The sequence below is a fragment of the uncultured Thiodictyon sp. genome (genome assembly GCA_903837595.1).
Taxonomy (GTDB): domain Bacteria; phylum Pseudomonadota; class Gammaproteobacteria; order Chromatiales; family Chromatiaceae; genus Thiodictyon.
Genome location: CAILVI010000108.1, coordinates 1 through 17,943 on the forward strand (window position 1 = coordinate 1; position 17,943 = coordinate 17,943).

General features: G+C 66.1%; 14 protein-coding genes. 4 read left to right on the top strand and 10 right to left on the bottom strand.

The window, feature by feature from the left end; genetic code table 11:
- Both QZY44_RS06070 and QZY44_RS06075 read left to right on the top strand, forming a co-directional pair.
- On the top strand, positions 1-606 hold a 606-nt coding region (locus tag QZY44_RS06070), incomplete at its 5' end, for a DUF4400 domain-containing protein (RefSeq protein WP_295443655.1).
- 59 nt (positions 607-665) lie between these two features.
- Positions 666-1,460 carry a Tn3 family transposase gene (locus tag QZY44_RS06075; protein ID WP_295443657.1) on the top strand — a complete coding sequence of 265 codons (795 nt, stop codon included), beginning with the start codon at positions 666-668 and terminating at the stop codon, positions 1,458-1,460.
- 194 nt (positions 1,461-1,654) lie between these two features.
- Here the strand turns inward: QZY44_RS06075 and QZY44_RS06080 are convergent, their stop codons facing one another.
- The 6 genes from QZY44_RS06080 to QZY44_RS06105 are packed head-to-tail and all read right to left on the bottom strand — an operon-like array spanning position 1,655 to position 8,935.
- Positions 1,655-2,338, bottom strand: a complete 684-nt coding sequence (locus QZY44_RS06080; protein ID WP_295443659.1) for a response regulator — start codon at positions 2,336-2,338, stop codon at positions 1,655-1,657.
- A gap of 1 nt (position 2,339) precedes the next feature.
- On the bottom strand, positions 2,340-3,884 hold the full coding sequence (locus QZY44_RS06085; protein ID WP_295443663.1) for an ATP-binding protein: 1,545 nt from the start codon (positions 3,882-3,884) through the stop codon (positions 2,340-2,342).
- Complete coding sequence (locus tag QZY44_RS06090) at positions 3,881-6,040, bottom strand: urea transporter (protein WP_295443666.1); 2,160 nt, start codon at positions 6,038-6,040, stop codon at positions 3,881-3,883. The genes QZY44_RS06085 and QZY44_RS06090 overlap by 4 nt, the downstream gene beginning before the upstream one ends.
- Position 6,041: 1 nt before the next feature.
- On the bottom strand, positions 6,042-7,475 hold the full coding sequence (locus QZY44_RS06095; RefSeq protein ID WP_295443669.1) for an alanine racemase: 1,434 nt from the start codon (positions 7,473-7,475) through the stop codon (positions 6,042-6,044).
- Positions 7,476-7,514: 39 nt separating this feature from the next.
- Entirely contained in the window at positions 7,515-8,648 is a 1,134-nt protein-coding gene (locus QZY44_RS06100; RefSeq protein WP_295443672.1) for an ATP-grasp domain-containing protein, read from the bottom strand.
- The gene (locus QZY44_RS06105) at positions 8,645-8,935 is read right to left on the bottom strand and encodes a PqqD family protein (RefSeq protein ID WP_295443674.1); all 291 of its coding nucleotides are present in this window, start codon (positions 8,933-8,935) and stop codon (positions 8,645-8,647) included. Before QZY44_RS06105 ends, QZY44_RS06100 begins: the two co-directional genes overlap by 4 nt.
- Positions 8,936-9,407: 472 nt before the next feature.
- Between QZY44_RS06105 and QZY44_RS06110 the strand changes: the two genes are divergently transcribed.
- On the top strand, positions 9,408-10,184 hold the full coding sequence (locus QZY44_RS06110; protein WP_295443677.1) for a hypothetical protein: 777 nt from the start codon (positions 9,408-9,410) through the stop codon (positions 10,182-10,184).
- A gap of 163 nt (positions 10,185-10,347) precedes the next feature.
- On the opposite strand, the gene QZY44_RS06115 is transcribed toward QZY44_RS06110, so the two are convergent.
- From QZY44_RS06115 to QZY44_RS06130, 4 genes are all read right to left on the bottom strand, one after another.
- Positions 10,348-11,847, bottom strand: coding sequence for a hypothetical protein (locus QZY44_RS06115; protein WP_295443679.1), 1,500 nt, complete (start codon positions 11,845-11,847; stop codon positions 10,348-10,350).
- Between the two features lie 141 nt (positions 11,848-11,988).
- On the bottom strand, positions 11,989-14,661 hold the full coding sequence (locus QZY44_RS06120; RefSeq protein ID WP_295443681.1) for a hypothetical protein: 2,673 nt from the start codon (positions 14,659-14,661) through the stop codon (positions 11,989-11,991).
- Between the two features lie 152 nt (positions 14,662-14,813).
- Positions 14,814-16,382, bottom strand: coding sequence for an ATP-binding protein (locus tag QZY44_RS06125; RefSeq protein ID WP_295443683.1), 1,569 nt, complete (start codon positions 16,380-16,382; stop codon positions 14,814-14,816).
- On the bottom strand, positions 16,379-17,065 hold the full coding sequence (locus QZY44_RS06130; protein WP_295443686.1) for a response regulator transcription factor: 687 nt from the start codon (positions 17,063-17,065) through the stop codon (positions 16,379-16,381). The genes QZY44_RS06125 and QZY44_RS06130 overlap by 4 nt, the downstream gene beginning before the upstream one ends.
- A gap of 694 nt (positions 17,066-17,759) precedes the next feature.
- Between QZY44_RS06130 and traL the strand changes: the two genes are divergently transcribed.
- Positions 17,760-17,943 (top strand): type IV conjugative transfer system protein TraL (gene traL, locus QZY44_RS06135; protein ID WP_295443688.1); only part of this gene is annotated, 184 nt, incomplete at its 3' end.

Sequence of the window (17,943 nt, forward strand, 5' to 3'; positions counted from 1 at the left end):
GGCCTGCTGCTCTTCGTCATGGAGTTCATCCTGTTCGCCGCCCTGGTCCCGACCGACTGGGCGCGCCAGGTCAGCGCGCGGGAACTGGCGTCTCTGGTGGACGCCGTGGGGCCGGCGCAGGCCGACCTCATCCTCGACCGCGCGGTGCGCTGGTATCGGGCCTGTTGCGTGCGCACCGGTCTGGAGGCGTGGAGTTATCACGTTCTGGTCCCCGATCACGGGACGGCGGGGGCGGGGTTGGAGAAATTGGCGGACAGCCCGGTCTGGCCCTGGCTCGCCGGCCGGGTGCATGTGGTCTGGTGGTCACTCGGACAGGCCTGCCAGCGCCTGGCGGTCCTGCTCTTCTGGTGGCCGTTCAGCCTGATCCTGTGTGCTGCCGCCGCGTACGATGCCTTGTTGCGGCGGCGCATCCGGCAGCACAGCTTTTCCTACGCCAGTCCGCTGATCCACTTCTGGTCGGTGCGGGCGCTGGTTTGGATTCTGATCGGGACGCTGATGCTGTTGGTCGCCCCGATCCCGTTACCGGCGACGGGTGTGCCGGTTGGGGTGGTTGTCGTTGCTGCGCTCTTGGGGCTGGTGCTTGCCAATAGCCAGAAGCGACTGTAAGTCAGCGGCATTCGCCCCCGGTTGACCGGGGCTGATGGCGGCGGGCGCGTCGCCAGTAGATGGATCTGCGTGAGAACATCCTTCTCGGCGACCGCCGTATCCGCTATGGCGGCTTCGGCGGCATCGCCTACCATCACATCTCGGCGACCTACGTCGGGCTATTCAGCAAGTTCATCGCCTGTGGCGTCTGGGAGGCCGTGTACATCCTTGATGCCCTCCTGGAGCAGCGCTCCGACCTGCAGCCCGACACGCTGCACGCCGAGACCCAGGGCCAGAGCGAACCGGTCTTCGGCCTGGCGCATCTGCTCGGGATCAAACTGTTTCCGCGGATGCGCAATTGGCACGACGTGACCTTCTACCGCCCGGAGCCGGGCTGCGTCTGCCGGAATATCGATGCCCTGTTCAGCCGGTCCATCGATTGGGCGCTGATCAAGACCCACTGGCAGGACCTGATGCAGGTGGTGCTGTCGATCCAGGCCGGCACGATTCTGCGCTCGACCTTGCTGCGCAAACTCGGCAGCCACAGCCTGCAGAACAAGCTGAACCGGGCCTTCCGGGAACTCGGACGCGTCGTGCGGACACTGTTCTTGTTGCGCTACATCTCCGAGGCGGACCTGCGCCACAGCATCCTCGCCGAGACCACCAAAGGCGAGTCCTACAACGACTTCCTGGATTGGATCGGGTTCGGTGGTCCGGTCCTCAAGAGCGGCGACGCGGTCGAGCAGGCCTTGCAGGTCAAGTACATGGACCTCGTGGCCAACGTCATGACGCTGCACAACGTCAACGACCTGACCAATGTCCTCGCCGACATGGCCGCCGCGGGCTGGCGTTTGACCAGGGACTTGGTCGCGTGACTCAGCCCCTACATGCGCGAGCACCTGTGCCGCTTTGGGCAGTACGTGCTCGACATGGACGACCTGCCACTACCGCTGGTGCTACGGTTACTTGGCATCGCTGACGAGGGCACCGGCTGAGATTACTAAAATTTACACGTATCCTGATCAGACCCGCTATCGTACCGAAATTTTCGTTTCGTGAGCGGCCACCTTCAAGGCTCAAACACGAACCCCACGCCATAAATGGACCGGATGAGTTCGCGCTCGGGCTGCGCCTGCGCCAGTTTCTTGCGCAGGTTCTTCATGTGGCTGTCCACCGCCCGCTCGTTGACGTCAAGCGTGTCCTCATAGATGGCATCGAGCAGTTGACCGCGGGAGTAGACCCGTCCGGGCCGGGCGGTCAGGACCCGCAGCAGTTGAAATTCCTTGGGCGTCAGGGTCAGGCGCTGGCCCTGGATGGTCGCCTGCCAGCCCTCGGCGTCGATCTCGATCAGGGGCGGTGTGGCCGGGGCCGGCGGCTGCGCCCGCGCCGTGGTCCGGCGCAGCACGGCCTTGACGCGCGCCAGCACCTCGCGCGGCGAATAGGGTTTGCAGACATAGTCGTCGGCACCCAGCTCCAGCCCGATCAGCCGGTCGATCTCCTCGACCTTGGCGGTCACCAGGATTACCGGCAGGTCCGAGGCCTTGCGCAGCTCGCGCAGTATGCTCAAGCCGTCGAGCCCCGGGAGCATCAGGTCGAGCAACAGCAGGTCCGGCGGGGTCTGCCGGAGGCGCGCCAGGGCCGCGGTGCCGTCGCCCTCCAGCGCGGCGTCAAACCCATCGCGCAGCAGATAGTCGATGAGCACCGCCGCCAGATCGGGCTCGTCCTCGACCAATAGAATCTTGTGCTTGTCCATCTCAGTACTCCAGGGGCAGGGCGATGCGGATACAGAGTCCACCGAGCCTGGACTGGCTGGCGGTGATGGTGCCGCCATGTCCGGTGACGATGGTCTTGCTGATGGCGAGCCCCAGGCCGGAACCGCCGTGCGCCCGGCTGCGCGACGGCTCGGCGCGGTAGAAGCGTTCAAAGAGTCGGTGCATGGCGTGCTCCGGGGGGGCGGGGGGGGTGTCGTCGAATTGCAGGTGCAGCCGCCCGGCGCGGGCGCTGGCCGCAACCTTCAGCTCGCCGCCGGTGTTGGTGTAGCGCAGCGTATTCTCCAGCAAATTGGCAAAGACCTGTTCCAGGCGCTGGGCGTCGCCCTGGATACGCCAGCCGGGATCGGTCTGGGGCAGGTCGGTGGTGTCGAGTGTCAGGTCCGCCATGGCGAGCCGCGGTCGGAACTTGTCCAGCGCCTCCTGCAAGACCGCCAGCGGTGCGACCGGGCGCAGTTCCAGGTCGGCCTGCCCGTTGTCGCGGTCCAGCGTCTGGCGCAGGTCGTCCACCAGCTTGCCCATTTGCATGACGTGCTTGAGCAGGCGCGCCAGGGTCTTTTCATCCGCGTGGCGTACCCCGTCCTGGAGGGCCTCGATCTCGGCGCGCAACACGGCGATCGGGGTGCGCAGCTCGTGCGAGCTGTCGGAGACCCACTGGCGACGGACCTCCTCTGTGCGCGCCAGCATCTCGGCCATGGCGTTAAAATCGTTGGCCAGATCACCCAGTTCGTCGGATCGGCGCACCGGGATGCGGGCGACAAGGCGGCCCTCGGCAATCTGTCGCGCACCGGTTGCCAGGGCCTTGATCGGTCCGACAAGCTGGCGTGCCAGCAGCCAGGCGGCGGCGAGCGACAGGAGCAGGACCGCCAGGCCCGACAGCCACAGGTCGCGCGTCTGCGCGGCTAGGAAGGCGGCATCGCGCGTCGCCCCGGTCTCGGGTGCGAGCAGGACCAGGGTGCCGACGGTCTGACCCTGATAGCGGATGACGCGGCTCGCCGAGAGTCCGTCCGGGCGCGGGTTGCCGGCTAGTACCTTGCCTGAGAGGTCGCGCACGGAGAGTCGCGGGCGAATCTCCAGCGGATCGCCGCCGCGACCGCCGCCGGGGGGGGCGGGCGGGTGCAGCAGCGGCGGCCGGTCCGCGAAGTCGGGTGGACCCGGAAAGTCCGGGGGATCATCGCGCCCTGGCGGGCCGGCGAACCCGTCGGGTTGATCTGAGGGTTCCGGCGGGCCCTCGATCGGTGCCTCCTCGGGCGGCGGCGGTCGCCGCCCGCCGGGCCGCGGGGGGGGTGCAAGGAGCCAGCGCATGGCATCGCCGCTGCCTTGCAGGAAGGCCCAACTGCCGCTCTGCGCATAGGCACGCTCGACGTTCTTGACCAGCCAGTCGAGCTGGCCGATCTCGGTCTCGACGATGTAACGGCCGAAGCCCTGTTGCAAATTCCAGCGGGTGAGTCCCAGGAGCAGCGCCGCCACGACGGTGGCCAGCGCGAACGACGCCATGAAGAGCTTGCGCTGGATGGTAAAACGGATCATGGCGTCACCAGGTGAGAGGAGGGACCGAGCGCGACCGACCAGGCGGGAATCCCGTGGTCACCGTGGTTGCCGACCCCGGTCAGACCGGCACCGACCGTGCGGCGACCGGCGATTGTAAGGCTGAAGCCAACCGGGCCGACGGTCTCGCTCAAGAGCCCCAGCGTCTCGGCAATGATGGCACCGCCCAGCGCCGGGAGGCGATGCCAACCGTGTTGCTCCCACCGGCCATGGCGGGCATCCCACCGGCGTTCATACCGACTCTCGATATTCCCGCCCAAGGGACGCCGCAGCACGCGCCGCAGACGCTGCCAACCGGTGAGCCCCAGCCACTCGGGCGCCGGTGCGTCACGCCAGGTGCATTCAGGCTCGATCAGCGGGGTTAGCCCGAAGGCCAGCGCGAAGGCATCGCCGACCGGGTCCGGCGCGCCACCGCGTTGGGTCACCGCGAACAGTAGGTCGGTGTGACAGGCCGCGAGGCGTGCGCCTCGCTCCGACACCAACACCGTCTCCCCGAACAGCCCGATCTGCACCTTCAGCCCCCACTCGCCGTCACCGACCACGAAGCGCCATTCCCGGCCCGGCGCCAGGCGCAGCGCCTGCGCGAGCCCAGGGTTGACCGCCGGATGGTCCAGCACCTCGCCTGCTTGCGGCCGGCCGTCGAGTACCCAGGGTCCGTTCCGCTGCTTATAGCCGGCTAGGTGGAAGGCCCGGGTCGGCGCCCCGAGCCAAGCGCCCTGCTGACACTGCAGGTGCAGATGCGGTTGGGTCGAACGCCCCGAATTGCCGCACCGCCCGATCGGCGTACCGGGCGCGAGCCACTGACCGGGCGCCACCTCGATGCTGCCCTGGCGGAGGTGGGCGAGCAACACGCACTGCCCGTCGGCCAGTCCGATGAGCACATGGTTGCCCCAATTGTCGGACAGATTGCACTCGCCCGGCGGATTGTCCGCCACCTCGTTGCGGACCGCGAGCACCGTCCCCCAGACCGGGGAGAGCACGGGCAGGTCGAAGCAGTAGAAATCGCTGAGTGTGCGGCCCTCATTCTTGAAGCTCAAACCCTGCTCGGTGCGCACGAAGTCCAGCGCGTAGCGCCAGGGTCCACGGTGGGTGAGGGCGTCGTCCATCGCCTGCGAGACCTCCATGTGCCCGACAAAGGGTGGACGCAGCGCGATGCTGGTGCGCTCCACCCCGCGCGCCTGTTCCAGTCGCCAACGGCTCGCGCTCGTCTCCGGCGTGGCCGGGATGGGGAGCCAGAAGCGCGACCAGAAGGCGCTGTGCTCGGGTCGCAGGGCGGCGCGGACCAGCCAGACGGCGAGCAGGAAGGGGGCGGAGAGCGGCGGCAGGCCGAGCGGCCAGAGCAGCCACCACAGGGCGACGGAAAACAGGGTGGCGGCGCCGACGCCGCCCGCCGCCACCGCGAGACTGCGCCCGCTCGCGGTCGTATGGGTACTCAGGATGAGCGCCGTGAGCGCACCATTGAAGGCCGCCAGCATGGGCAGCGGACCCGTCGTCACCCCCCAGGCCGTGACCAGCCCCCAGGCGAGCCCCCCGCCCGCGATGGCGAACCCGGCGAGCATCGGCGAGGCGAGCAACACCGCCGCGAGCACCAGCAGGCCCGAGAGTGGATTGGCCACATAGAAGAGCGCACCCAGCGTGGAGAGTGCGCTGCTCAACGTCGGTTCGATCCAGGCCGGGTAGAGCCACAGCTCGGGCGCCCCGCGCAGCGGGATACCCAGGGCCTTGGCGGCCGGCAGCAGCGTCCACAGGGTGCAGAGGAAGGGCGCGCCCAGCAGCGGCAGTTCGCGGGTCTGACGCAGCAGTGGGCCGAGCGCGGCGGCCAGCGGCACCACCAGGGCACCGCCCACCAGTACCAGGACGAAGAGCCGCGGGCTGCCCGCATAGAAGGCGCCGAGCACCAGCCCGACATAGATCGCGTTCAGTACCTCCGCCTCCCCGGCCAGGGCGGGCAGGCGCACCGAGGCGCGGGTGCCCACCGCGGCCAGCCCCGCCGCCAGCCCCAGGAGGCCGATCTGGGGATCGAGCAGGGTCGCGGTGAGCACCAGTGCCCCGACGCCCGGCCCCGCGGCCAGAAAGAGCGTGCCGTAGGCGAGCAGCACGCGGTGTATGAAGTGCCGTACCAGCCGCAGGGTCTCCATGTCAGCCGGCCCGGCGCAGCGGGATGATATTGCCCGACAGTGCATCGCCCTCACCGGGCGCATCGCCAACCGGTCGGGCGAGGTGGTCTGGCAACAGGTCATGGGCGAAGACGCTGTCGAGGTCCTCGGCGCGGCGAATCAGGCTGACCTGTCGGTCCGGGTGAATCATCACCACCGCCGGCCGATACTCGATGAACTGCAGCCACTGGGTGTTGTTGTAGGCACCGACCGGGGAGATCACCAAGGGGTCGCCGGGCAGCAGCGGCGGCAGTTGGACCGCGGCGCGCACCACGTCGATGTTCATGCACAGGGGGCCATAGAGCACCGTCTCGCGCGGCTCGCCGCGTGCCGGGGAGGCCAGGGACACCTGATGGTTGTACCAGAAGGCGGTGAACAGCAGGTTGATCCCGGCATCCAGAATGACCGCCGGGGCACCGCTCGGCAACTGCTTGCGCCCGACCACGGTGGTGATCAGGACCTGGGCGTCATCGATCACCGCGCGACCACTCTCGAAGATCAGTCGCGGGCGCGCCTCACCCCGCTCCAGGCGGTAGGCCGTCCCCTCCAGAAAGGCCGTGCAGATCGCGTCGGCGTATTCGTCCAGGTCCGGCACTGCCTGTTCCGGGGGCAGATAGGTCCCCTGCAGCGCGTTGCGCGAAGGCAGACCGCCGCCGATATCGAGATAGTCGAGCCGCGTCGGCCCGTCCCCCTCGATCTCCTGCATGAGGCGACAGAGGGTCGTGACCTGGGCGGCGTAGGCCCGCGGGTCGAGGATGAAGGTGCCGATGTGGCTGTGCAGCCCGACCAGTCGCAGATGGGGGCTGGTGGTGACGGTGGCGATGGCCTCCAGTGCCTGTCCCGACTCCAGATTGAAACCGAACCGGCTCCAGGGCTCGGTAAAGCCGGTGTCGAAGTTCAGGCGCAGGGCGATCGGCGCCGGGACGCCGCGGGCGCGGGCGATCGACTCTATGGTTGCCAGTTCGTCGAAGTGGTCGACATGCACATGGGCGCCCTCGGCCAGTGCGCGCTCCAGGGCCGGGCGCGGCTTGTGCGGCCCGTTGAAGAGGATGCGCTCGCCGGGGACACCGAGGCGGCGCGCCTTCTCGTACTCGAAGCGCGAGACCACCTCCGCCCAGGACCCCTCCTGGTGCAGTACGTTGCAGATCGCGCTCAGGTAGTTGGTCTTATAGGACCAGCCGTGGATCGCCTCCACCCCCCGGGCGGCAAACGCCTGGTGCAGACGGCGGCAGTTGGCACGCAGGCGCTGCTCGGAGGTGACGAAGAGCGGCGAGCCGAAGCGTTCGATCAGCGTCGCCACCGGCACGCCGTCGATCGCCTCCGTGACCGGTGACTGTACCCGGCGTTGACCGAACTTGTTGAGCTGGTTGAATTCCAGCGGGGTGATGCGGGGGGCTTCCCAGTCATTGGTATGCATGGTAATGCTCATGGTTGAGGCGCAGAATCAGGCTTCGGTTCAGGCGGTCAGGCGTGCGCGCGGGTCAGGTGGGAGGCCGCGCGGCGGCGTCGCCCCGGTCATGCTGACGGCGGCGATGTTGGCCATCGGCACGATGATCTCGCGGGCATGGCGGATGAAGGTGACGCCGGGCTGGGGCGCCGCGAGCGGCAGGGCCGCGGGGGCGACCCCCTGCAACAGGGCGAGCAGCGCGGCCGGCAGGTTGCGGCCGACGCCCTGCGAGAGATAGACCCAGGCCGGGAAGCGCGGGTTGATCTCGATCAGGTGCAGGGTGCCGGCGGCATCGCGCAGCAGTTCGAGTTCCAGCGGCCCATCCCATTTGAGGGCGTGCATCAGCCGCTCGCCGACCGCGAGCAGTTCACCATCGTCGATCGCCACGCCGGCCCAGGCTTTGCCCTTTTCGGTGAGCGCCTGCTTGCGCATCATCACCGGGCCGATCAGGGCACCGCTGCCATCCCCCAGCGCGGTCAGATTGACCTCCTCCCCGGCGACATGGGCCTGCACCAGCACCGGATAGCCCCAGGCGCGGGCGATCTGCTCGAAGCGGTAGGCGGCCTCAGCCGCGTCGCGCACCACATAGGCGTCGTAGAAGACGCCCTTGACCACCAAGGGATAGGTCCAGCCGCCTTCCTCCTCATTGGTGCAATGCTCGAAGAAGCGCGCCGAACTGATCGGTCGCACCCGGGGGGTGGCCACCCCGGCCCGGGCACACAACTCCGGCAGGCGGTCCTTGTCGCGGCTGCGCAGTTGCGCACGGCCCGGCAGGCGCATCTGCACGCCGCGCTTGGCGAGCGTCGACTGGAGCGCGATGAAGTTGGGTAACTCGGCATCCAGGCTGGGGATGATCACGTCGATGCGGACCTGGCGCAGGACCTCCTTGAGTCGCTCCAGCAGGGCCTCGGCGCCGCCGGAGGGAAACGGCAGCAGGTAGCCGCCGTCGCAATCGTCCGGGTGATAGAGCCCGGCGTCGAGCGTCTCGTAGCCCAGGCCGATGACCCGACCGCGAAAGCCATCCGCCTCGGTCAGACAGCGCGCGACCGCACAGCCGGGACCGGGATTCTCCGGCCGGGCATTGATGCCGGTGACGGCGACCGTCCAGTGCCGCCAGTCGCCGTGATCGGCGCGGGCGCTCATGGCAGATACCGCTTGAGTTGGCCGACGAACGACTCCAGCCCGACGCGCACGACCGCCGGGTGTTGCGCGTAACGGGCGGCGAGCCGGTTGACGACGGCCACCTCCGACAGGCCCTGAGTGACCAGGTCCAGGGCCAACTGACCACTGTCATTGAGGCGGAAGCTGCGCCCGGTCTTGCCGTCGAAGGCGTGTCCGTCGGGGCTACGGACCAGTGCCTGCAGGCGCCTCAGCGTAATGCCATTGAAATGGGTGTCTGCCCCGATGTCGGTGGCGGTTATGCCCGTCATCGCGTTCTCCGGTGTTCCTGGCGATGGTGCCGAGGCAGAGTCTGGAGGGTGAATTGGTGCTGAGCATGGAGCAAGTTGGGAGAAATTGGAGAGACGTGCAGTCTTGCCGGCTTGCACTCTGTATTCTCAGGTGCCCTGTACCGTGGGCAGCCAGTTTCATCTCATTTCTCTCCCTATTGCCTCCACTTTCTTCATCCATCCTTGCTGCTTCGGCGTTTCGCCCCTTCCCGTTGGCCCATCCGGCGAAGCGAGACTGGACAGTACGCCTTGGGTTGTCCCTCAACATAAAGGTCACCAATCAATGATGAACCATAGACCATGCCGCGGATTGAGCTACGGCTGCTGTGCCGGCTTGGCATTGCTGAGCGTTCAAGCCGATGGCGCGGATCAGCCAATAACCGCCCCCTGGACGTTGTCCCTGACACCAGAGTCTTCTTACGTGGGTTATAGCGGTTCCAGATCACGCCGCGCGATGATCAACGCGGGGTTCAGGTTCGATGCACAATACCAGGATCGCGGCGGCCTGGACGGCGGGGCGACCTACACGCGGCTGAATTACAAGGGCGGCATTGCCGCGCTCGACCAGGCGGCCGAGTTTCTATCCGGGCGAATCAATTTTATGCCTGACGCCTTGCCGGGGAGCCTGACCCTGCGTCTGGACGGTCATCAAATCAACAACAACGATACCACCAACGAGAGCGATGATGTGCAGGTCGTGGCACCGCAGCTGTCTTTTCTGAACCATCGTAAGACCTTTTACCTGGACCTGGGCTACGCCTTCAGTTCATACGCCAAGAGCCGCATTGGCAATGGGGCCTTGATCGTACAGCAATGGACCCCGACCCTGGGTCTGGGCTTTAACCACCAGGCCGACTGGCTGCAACTGCGGCTTTACGATGCGCACGCCTCCAATGTGGGGCGGGCCTTGCGCGGTCACACCGATGCGCTGGAAATCAAGCTAACCCACTACTTTTCTGCGCGCTCGGCCTGGCTGCCCCGGTCGGTGACGATCGGCGCTCTGGTGGGTGATCGTATGTATGCGGTCGATCCTGATACGCAAATCGTCTATAACCTGGCCGACGAACAAAGCGGTGGGGCCTTCCTGGCCGCACAATGGCAGTTATCGCGGCGGTTTGACCTCACACTCTCCGGCGGCAGCGATCGTTACCAGGCGCAGGATACGGTCCGCGGTGGGCAATATGGCTATACCGGAACCTATGGCTACCTGGGCTTGACGGCGGATTGGTAAGCTCCGGCAGTCCCGACGGAGGTATCCGATTCGCGCGCTGACCGGGGGCTTGGGAGCAACGGAACAGAAAATCGATGCAAGCCCGCCGCCCGTCTCGTTCATCGAATGACGTCACTGGTCTGCTGGGAAATGGCCAAAGTCAAGCTTCATATGTCCGATCGAATTACCCTCTGATACCGAAGAACCGGTCGGTGTCGTCAATCCACGGCGTGCTGATCGGCGAGGAATAGAGGAAGGGCCCTTTCGGTTCCGTCGGATCGACCTTGCGCATGGCCAACAGGGCCTGCTTCTGCTGGGGAGTCAGCGTCTGGCCAACCTTGGCGAATGTTGTGGCGTAGAAGTAGGACAGGTTGCCGTCCAGTTCGCCGTAGCGTGTCGACAGCGCCAGCACCTTGGCCTGAACAGCCGTCTCGCCCTTGAGGAAGCGCCGTAGCTCGGTCGAGATTTCGCGTCGGACGCGCACGATCTCGTTCAGGTCTTGCCGCTGAAGATCGGTCAGCGCGATGATCTGCTTGCGCTGTGTGTCATTCAGCGTCGCCAGAAAGGCTTCACCGCTGTTGCCGGTCAGCGCGGTGCTGATCGCATAGTCGCGCTTGCCCATGGCCGGGGCGGTCTTCATGCCGAACCCGCCGAAGTACATGCCGTGCCGTTCGGGGCAGAAATAGGTATCGGCCTCGATTGAACCGGCATGCCAGGAGAACATCTCGCTGGCGTAGGTCATCACGGCGACGTTCACCTCATGCGACATGCTGCGGCGATCCAGCGGTTCGGCGACGTTCGGCCAGGTGGCGGAATCGCCGAACTTGAGTTGAGCCAGCGCTGCGTTCTGGGCAGGAGTCAAGCTGCGCAGGACGCTGGCCATGACTTTGGCGCGGTCGTAGGAAAGCTTGCCGTCCAATGCATAAAGGTCAGCCGAATAGTTTATGACGGCCTGCTTGTCCAGGCCAGCACTGCCAGCAGGCAGTTTGCCTTCGAGGTTAAGGCGGAAGGCCTTGATCAGCGGCAGCCGCATTTGCGCGAAACGCTTGATGTCGCTTTGCTGTTCCTGGGCCAAGGCCAGCAACTGGGCGTTCTGACTGTCGTTGAGGATGGTCAGCATGTTGTGGGCAATCTTGGTCAGGAAGCTGGTGTTGTGGCCGCCTTCCCGGGCGTCGATGTCGCGCATATACTGAAAACCGAAGTAGTCCGAAACCTTCCCGGGGGGCAGGAAGGTGTCGTAGCCGAAGTCACCGGTCAGGAACGCCAGGCCATCGAAGGCGATGGTGTTGAGCTGGGCCCGATCGGAGATGGCCTGTTCGATGGAGTACTTGCGGCCACCGTCCTGAGGCATAGCCTGCCCGCGCGGCTGACTACCGGAGCCGCGTTCTTCGGGACTGCCCTGGCCTGCGCCTTGACCTGATCCCCGTTCTGGACCGCGCCTTTGGTTGGGTCTCGCTACCAGGCCATTGGGAGAATCGACGCACGCAGCTGCAACCACGCCATCACGTGTGGTGTGCTGCACCGTGTCTCCGGATTTCTTGCCCCGGCAGTCTTCATAGGCCTGGGGCGGCGGCGCATGACCGCCCCGCGCGTCAGTCCGGGGTGCTTGCGCTTGATCCTGTGCAAGCACGCCCCCTGTGTATAAGCTGACAAGCAGTGTCAGGACTGTCATTCTGATGTTCATGTCTGGTCCTCTCGGTACGACCGATAGTGGTCTTGTTTGCCATGGCTTTGTCCCGATTCGAGGTCTTGGCCTGATGGTGTCGCTCGACACCGCATCCCCACGCGCCCGCGTGGGGATGATGCAAGAGCGCGAATCACCCGGCTAATGTCCAGTGGCAAAGGTATAGTTCACACTCATCTGGCGGCTGCCAATCGTCACCGGGCCGATCGCGTCAGCGAGAACCTCTCCGCTCACCGGTGACGTGCTGAACGTGGGACTTGCGGAGAGCGCGTAGACGGTGAAGGTATAGGTTCGCTGACCGGCACCGGATGAGCATGGGGGATAGAACTTGAGCTCGGGGCCATCGGTGGACGCGCCAGTGGTGCCGATCCCGGTGCTGTTTGTCGCCAGCGAGGTCACTGACGGGGAAATACCGTAGAGCACCCAATTCCACTTCTTGCCGTCGACCGCGAGTGTCGTCGCCGTGATTGCGAATTCGACTGTGCCGGCAGGCGCGCCCGTCCAGGCCAGCGGCGGACTTACACCACCGTTCGCATCCTCGCAGGTGTAGGTGATGGGCAGGGTAGCGCCGTCCTGGAACGCCGAGCTTGAGAACTTGAAGGGGGCGGTACAGACATTGTTATCGCCGCACGAGAATGAACAACAATCCCAGTCCGTGCTGCACATACCGGATTCGGCGGCACAGGAACCGAACAGGAAGTCAGTCGCCATGAGTGGCGGCGCGTCAGACGGCAGCGGCGCCGAGTACAGGTAGCCATTGCCGCACTGGTGGTCATAGTCCGGGGTACCGGCGGCTTCGGCCGTGGCCGTCTTCCGCAGGGCCGTCAAGGTGGCGTATTGGCTTGCGTTCAGTGAGTTGCCGACCGCCGAGAAGCTCGTGGCATAGTCGTATGAGATCGCGCCGTCCAACTCGCCATATTGCTTGGCCAGGTTGACGACGTTGGCCTCGTCGACCGCTTTCTGTTGCAGGAACTGCCTGAGCGTCGAGGAGATCTCGGCGCGTTTCGCGACGATGGCAAGCAGGTCGGGCTTTTGTGTGGTCACCAGACTGGTGATTTGCGCTTGCTGCGAGTCGGTCAGCGTCGCCAGGAAGGCATTCCCCATGTTCGCGGTCATGTTGGAATCGATGGTGTAGCTGGGGTTATTCATCGCCTTGATGTCCTTCATGAAGAAGGACCCGAAGTAGGTGCCCTCCCGCTCGGGGCAGAAATAGACATCGGCCTCTTCGCTGCCCAGATACCAGGCAAGCATCTCTCCCGCATAGGTGCGCATCATGCGGTTGGGATACTTTTTCAACACGGCAGCGATGACGTCCGTAGTCGGCTGGGACCAGGCGAGTGCCCCCTTGCCCTTCATGGCGGCGAGCGCCGCCTGCTGACTGGCATCCATGGTGCCGAGGACGTTGGCATAGGCCTTCGCGCGTAGATAACTCATCTGGCCGTCGATCCCGAACAGGGCCGCCGAGTAGGCGTTCACCGCCTCGCGACTGAGCTCGGGATGCCCGCTGGGGGTGTCGCCATCGAGCAGGCGGCGGAACGCGTCAGCGAGTGGCAAACGGGCGTACCCGTACGCATCGTTCAAGTCGGCTTCGGCGGCACCGAGGTCGGAGAGGACTTGGAGTTGGGCGTCGTTCAGCAGCACCAGGATGGGGTCAGCGGTCAGGGTCGTGAAATCGGTATTGTGCCCCATGCCCGACGGGTCATTGTCGCGCAGGAACTGGAAGCCGAAGAAATCGGCAACCTTGCCAGGGGGATAGAACGTCTGGGCGCAATAGCTACCGGTCACGAAGGCCAAACCATCGAAGGCGATGGTCGTCGACTGTGCCTGATCCGAGATGGTGTTGTTGGTGTTCATGCCGGTACCACCGCCCGAACCGCTTGGCGGCGGCGGTTGAGTCGTACTCAGGGTACAGTTGGCGGTCTTGGCTTTTGACACATTGCCAGCGGCATCCCGCGCCCAGGCATAGAGCGTCTTGGGGCCGGCCGCCGTCGCCTTATAGCTGGTGGGCTTGGTCGGCTGCCAGGGCGCGAGGGTGAGACCTGGCACAGTTGCGGTCTCGGTGATCAGATAGCCGGTAACGGCCGTGTTGTCCGTCGCGTTCAATTGTACCGGGACGTCGAGTCCAGTCACCTGGGCGGGCACAGTGAACCCACTGACGATCGGCGCAGCCGTGTCAATCAGCACGGTCGAGCTGACCGGTTGGGAGACGTTGCCCGCACGGTCCTTGGCCCAGGCATAAAGCGTGGTGCGGCCCGCGGTGCCCGCCCTGAAGCTGGTCGGTGGGCCGGCGGTCCAGCCGGCGGCGCCCGCCGGGGGCGGGGTCTGGTCCAGGGTGATCAGGTACCCGGCCAGGGCCTGGTCGTCGCTGGCGAGGAGGCTCGAAATCGGCACCGTCAAGCTGTTGACGACGGCCGGCACCACGAAGGCGCGGACCAGCGGCGGGGTCCTGTCCAGGGGGGCGAAGGTGGCGGTCACCGCCTGCGCCCCCGTGACCTTCACGGTGCATGGGCCGACCCCGGTGCAGACGCCGCTCCAGCCGGCAAAGGCGTAGCCCGCGGCCGGGGTCGCGGTCAGTACCAGACTGGTACTGTCGGCAAAGGTGGCCGCGCAACGAGTCCCGCAGGCAATGCCCGCCGGATTGCTGGTGACGGTCCCGTTGCCGACGCGGGTGACGGCGAGGCTTGCGGTGCTCGCTTTGGGTGGTGGAGGTGGCGGCGGCGGGTTCGCACCCATGGTGGTGGCGGGTGCGGCAAGGCCGAGCGTGAAGGCGACTGGCAGCGCTGTGGTGATGAGCCTTGATGCTTTGCTGCACATGGCAACGACTCCTCGATAATCGTCATGGAACGGCAAGGGCGAACGTCCAGGTCCGTTGGCCCCCGGTCCCACCCATGAACCTCATTGGTGGGTGTGCACTCAGTGTCGCTTCCCAAGGTTGCTGGTAAGCGCGCGCCTGCATGACAGAGTTGTTATTCGGGCGTGTCGTCCGCCGGGAGCAGCAGGAGGAATTGGGTCTCGCCCGTCGTGGGGTCGGCGAGCACGAGGTCCCCGCCGTGCGCCCGCGCGATCTCGCGTGCCAGGCTGAGCCCGAGGCCTGCACCCTCGGTGCCGCGTTGGCGGGCGGGATCGGTGCGGTAGAAGCGCTCGAAGAGCCGCGCGCGGTCGGCAGGGGCCAGATCGACCGACGCATTGGTGATGGCGACGGTGATGCGCCCGGCGCGGCGCCCGGCGGTGAGGCGAATGAAGCCGTGTGGTCGGTTGTACTTGACTGCATTGGCGAGGAGGTTGTGCAGCACCTGCTTGAGTAGCGGGGCGTCGGCACGCACCCGTAGATCGGGGGCGACGCTACCGTGCAGTCTGAGCCCGGGGGCCAGCATTTGCGCGTCCTCCAGCAGGTCCTCCAGCGCCTGACTGAGATCGCAGGGGGTGCGATTGAGGCTGAGCCGCCCGGCGTCGGCCAGGGACAGCAGCAGGAGCTTGCGCGCGATGGTGCCTAGTCGCTGGACCTCATCCAAGATGCCGGTCAGGCGCTCCTGGAGGGACGAACCCGCCTCGGCCTCGGCTAAGGCCTGCTCGATCTGCATCTGAAGGATCGCCAGTGGGGTCTTCAACTCGTGCGCGGCATCGGCGGAGAAACGCGAGGCTTGCCGGAAGCCACGCTCCAGTCGCTCCAACATGCCGTTGAATACCTGAATCAATTCGTAGAGTTCTTGAACTGTGTTGGCCGCGCTGATGCGCCGGTCCAGGCCCTTGGCCGTGATGCCGGCCATGGCGAGGGTGAGCCGGCGGAGCGGTGCCAGGGCACGGCCGGAGAGGAACCAAGCCCCGAGGGTGATCAGGCCGAAGGCGAGGGGCAGGGCGAGCAGGAAGGCGGCGCGCAAGTCCATGAGATCGGCGTCGATCACGGCCAGATCGACCCCGACGGCCAGCCGGGTATCCGGGGTCGCGGCCAGACCGAAGCGCCAGCGCGCGGCACCGGGCGTGAGCGTGCGGGTGACGCAGCTGGAAATCGGTGCCCGCGGTGGGGCGCCGTGCGGCCCTCCCGGCTCCTCCCGGCGCCGGGCCGGGTCCGGGCCGGGGCCGGGTGCGTGGTCGCGCCCGTCTGCCGACGGCGGGCCCCGTCGGTCGTCCCGGACGGCGCCGTGACCCCCTGGAGACGGTGGCGGCGCCAAGGTGTCCGGCCGATCGGGACGATCGGCGGGCGATGGCCAGGGCAAGGTGTCCGGGTCCAGTGTGGCCGGCCAGTGCCCGGAGCGATAGACCAGGCTTCCGCCCTCCTGCACCAGCAGCAGGGCGTCGGCGGGACTGCGGGCACCCAGGGTTCGGCCCATGACCCGCTCGTGGGGTGCCCAGTGATCGGCGGGCCAGTTTCGCGAGAGTTCGCGTTCGGTCTGGTCGCACAGTGCCCGGTCTAGGGTGCTGATCCGGGCTTGGGAGACCTGCCACCAGGCGGCGGCAGCAAACCCGGCCAGGGCAACGCCTGCCAGGGCGGCGGACCCCAGCGCCAGACGCAGGCGCAACGAGCGCCCGGCCGTCATGGCGCCGGGTCCAGCTTGCGGAAGCGATAGCCCACGCCGCGCACGCTCTCGATGGGTGAGGTGCCATCCGCCGCCGCCCCGATCTTCTTGCGGATGCGCTGGATGCACACGTCCACCACGTTGGTACTGGGGTCGAAGTCGTAACCCCAGACGTGTTCGAGGATCTGGGTGCGGGTGAAGACCCGCCCCGGGGAGCGCATGAGGTATTCGATCAGGTTGAATTCGCGGCCGGTCAGGTCGACCGCTGTACCGTGCCAGTGCACCTCGCGGGTGATGCGGTCCAGCCGCAGGTCACCCACCACCAGTATGTTCTGCCGCTCCCCGCGTACACGCCGGTGCAGCGCCTGGACACGCGCAATGAGCTCCTCGACGAAAAAGGGCTTGGCCAGATAATCGTCCGCGCCCAGGTTGAGTCCGGTCAGGCGGTCGTCCAGTTCGTTACGCGCCGTGAGCAGCAGCACCGGGGTGGTCTTGCCGGCTTGGCGCAGGCCCTTGAGGATGGACAGTCCGTCGCGCCCCGGCAACATGATGTCGAGCACGATGCAGTCATAGTCGCGTTGGCTGGCCAACGCGAAGCCGGCGTTACCCTCGGCACAGCAATCGACGCTAAATCCTTGCTCATGGAATCCGCGCGCAACGAAGTCCAGGATCTTCTTCTCGTCCTCGATCAGCAGTATGTTCATGGTGCGCCTCTGGATTCCCCTTTGGGATGCACACTAGAGCAAATGACCCGTGTGACCCATTACAACACCGTTATCCTAAGTTCGGCAGTTCGCACCACAAAGGCACCAAGATCACAAAGTAAGACAATGGCCAATTGTCATGATGCAGTTCACCCGGGCGTTGATCCACAACCCCATCGTAAAACATTGAAATTCTTTGTGTCCGTTGTGTCCTTTGTGTCTTGGGGTGCAGCTGCTCTTTCTGAGGTTATCGACGGCGCCGGCCGGGGAGATGAAACGCAGATACGCGTCTGCTGGGCCACTGGGTAGTTCGGTCGTCCGGAGGAGGCCGTGCTCCAACGCCGCCCCGGCCGTCCGGAATCAACCGTTTTGGTTGTCGGTTCGCGGTGCGCCGGCCGTCCCGCAGGCGCTTCCGGCGCCTCGGAGCCTGCCATCGCCTGCTGACCGATGGGCTCGGACGGATACCACGCAACTGATCCCCGGGGGCGGACGGGTTCGACGGGTGTCGAGCAGGTGCCGATCGCGGCGAGTTTCAGGAGGTTCTTAAGGGTGCGTCTCGGCGAGCACCCTGAACCGAAACAAGCGCTCAGTGCGGGGGGCTAGGTCTTGATCCGTCGCCATTTCCCGCATTCCCCCCAATAATCCGCACTTTCAGCTCTCACGGTCCCCGCCCGCCGGGCCGCACACTGCGCCCATGGCTGACCCCACCGAAATCCCCAAGTACATCGACGATCCACCGCTGATCCTGCTGTGGCGCGTCGATGATCTCGTGCCGATCGTCCTGTGTCTGGTCATCGGGATCTTCACCGGCAGTCCCGGCACGATGTTCAAACTGATCGTCCTGGGCGTGCTCCTGGTGCGCCTGTACTCCAAGTACC